Below are 2,382 nucleotides of genomic sequence, written 5' to 3'. Positions count from 1 at the left end.
CACGCGCGCTCGCCAGATAGCTGGCGTGTGCCAAGGCGCGTTGGCCTGAAAGGCCAATCGGGTTGTTTGGGATCAGGGCTTCGCCGGGATCGTTCGAGCCCGGCTCTGGGCGAGTCGGTAGCTGTCCCCGTTCATCTCAAGGATGGTGACATGGTGGGTCAGCCGGTCGAGCAGCGCGCCGGTGAGGCGCTCGGAGCCGAAGGTTTCGGTCCATTCGTCGAAGGGCAGGTTGCTGGTGATCAGCGTGGCGCCGCGCTCGTAGCGTTGGCTGATCAATTCGAACAGCAGTTCGGCGCCGGTCTTGGAAAGGGGAACGAAGCCGAGCTCGTCGATGATCAGAAGCTTGTGGTTCGCCATCTGCTTCTGCAGCCGCAGCAGCCGGCGTTCGTCGCGGGCTTCAATCAGTTCGTGCACGAGGGCGGCGGCGGTGACGAAGCCGACGGAGAGGCCTCTCTGGCAGGCGGCCAGGCCGAGCCCGAGGGCTGCATGCGTCTTGCCGGTGCCGCTCGGGCCGAGAGCGATGACGTTCTCGCGCCGCTCGATCCATTCGCAGCGGGCCAGCTCGAGCACCTGCATCTTGTTGAGCGCCGGGATCGCCTTGAAGTCGAAGCTGTCGAGGCTTTTTACCGCAGGGAATTTCGCCGACTTGATCCGGCGCTCGATCATCCGCCGCTCGCGGTCGATCAGCTCCAGCTCCACCAGCCGGGCGAGGAACCGCACGTGGTCGAGCCCCTCGGCGGCGCAGTGGCGGGCCAGCTTGTCGTATTCCCGCAGGAACGTCGGCAGCTTCAGCGTCTTGAGATGATGGGCGAGCAGGATCTCGGGGGCTTCCGTCATGCCGCACCGGCCGACACCAGGCACATGTAGCTCGCCGCCGAGGTCCTGCCGACGTCGGCCCGCGGCAGGTAGGGGTAGACGTCGAGGTCGAGCCTGGGCGGCCGCTTCTCGACCTGGCACAGCACCAGGTGCTTGACGGCGTCGAAGCCGACGGCGCCCATGCGGAGCGCGGTCTTCACCGCGACATGCAGGTCGTCGAGCTCGAAGGTCTCCAGCAGCCGCAGCACCTGCACATACTCGCGGCGACCCGCCTTGATCATCCGCGCCTCCATCAGCCGGCGCAGGGTCCGGAACTCGGCGGGCAGGTCCCATTCGGCCAGAGGAGCGGCCTGATCCAGCGCGCCGATCTTCTTCTCGAGCAGGGGCAGGTAGTGCACCGGGTCGAAGATCATGTCCTCGCGGTCGTAGCACCGAGGGTGGCGGGCGATGATGTCTCCGCCGCAGCCGATCACCACCTGATCGACATAGCCGCGCACCCAGACATCGCGGTGGCCATAGGCGACCGGCACGGAGTAGTCGTTGGTCTTGTAGCGCACCAGCGCTTGCGAGCTCACCCGCCCGGTGGTCTGGTCGCAGGCATCGAACGGCGCGGCCGGCAGGTCCACCATCGCCGCCAGATCCCGCGCCAGCCGTTCGCCGATCGTCTCGGCATGGCCCCGCAGGATATCCGCCTGGCGCTTGCGGCATTGCGCCTCGAGCCAGTCGTTGAAGTCCTCCCAGGAGGCAAAGCGCGGCAGCGGAACCATGAAGGTCCGCCGCGCCCAGCCGACCAGACCCTCGACGGCGCCCTTGTCGTTGCCCTTGCCCGGGCGCCCGTAGCGGTCGCGGATCAGGTAATGCGACAGGAACCCGCTGAAGAGCGTGGCCCGCTTGCGCGTCCCGTCGGGCAGGATGCGCGCCACCAGGCAGCGGTCGTTGTCGTAGAGCACCGACTGCGGCACGCCGCCGAAGAAGGCGAAGGCGTGGACGTGACCGTCGACCCAGGCCTCGGCCGTCGCCGCCGGATAGGCGCGGACGAAGCCGGCGTCGCTGTGCGGCAGGTCGAAGGCGAAGAAATGCGCCGTCCGCTCGACGCCGCCGATCACCACGGTCGCCTCGCCGAAGTCGGCCTGGGCGTGGCCGGGCGGATGATGCAGCGGCACGAACATCTCCCGGCTGCGCCGGCGATGCTCGCGGATGTAGTCCTTCACGATGGTGTAGCCGCCGGTGAACGCATGCTCATCCCGCAACCGCTCGAACACCCGCTTCGCGGTGTGGCGCTGCTTGGCGCGCTGGCCGAGATCCTCCCGCAACCACTGGTCGATGATCTCGGTGAACCCGTCCAGCTTCGGCCGCCTGACCGGTGCGGATCTCCGGTATCCCGGCGGCGCCGAGAAGCTCAGCATCTTCTTCACGCTCTCGCGCGAGATCCCGAAATGGCGCGCCGCCGCGCGCTCGCTCATGCCGTCCCGACAGGCGAGACGCACCTTCCGATAAAGCTCCACGGTGAATATGCCCACGCCCTCCCTGTCGCCAGAAAAGGGCCAAAGTGGCCGAGTTTTACTC

The 2,382-nt window shown here is 67.5% G+C and carries 2 protein-coding genes; both read right to left on the bottom strand.

The features are described 5' to 3' along the window. Nucleotides 1–72: 72 nt before the first annotated feature. On the bottom strand, nucleotides 73–837 hold the full coding sequence (gene istB, locus H0W38_RS21025) for an IS21-like element helper ATPase IstB (protein ID WP_292457859.1): 765 nt from the start codon (nucleotides 835–837) through the stop codon (nucleotides 73–75). Beyond that, on the bottom strand, nucleotides 834–2,321 hold the full coding sequence (gene istA / locus H0W38_RS21020; protein ID WP_292457857.1) for an IS21 family transposase: 1,488 nt from the start codon (nucleotides 2,319–2,321) through the stop codon (nucleotides 834–836). Before istA ends, istB begins: the two co-directional genes overlap by 4 nt. Between the last annotated feature and the right edge of the window lie 61 nt (nucleotides 2,322–2,382).

The organism is Methylibium sp., from assembly GCF_013817365.1.
GTDB lineage: Bacteria > Pseudomonadota > Gammaproteobacteria > Burkholderiales > Burkholderiaceae_C > Methylibium.
The sequence above is the reverse complement of the archived record's forward strand: the minus strand, read 5'-3'. Positions and strand labels throughout refer to the sequence as shown.

Excerpts from the sequence above, each read along its gene's own strand:
- istB (WP_292457859.1), bottom strand. The coding sequence starts at position 837 with ATGACGGAAGCCCCCGAGATCCTGCTCGCCCATCATCTCAAGACGCTG.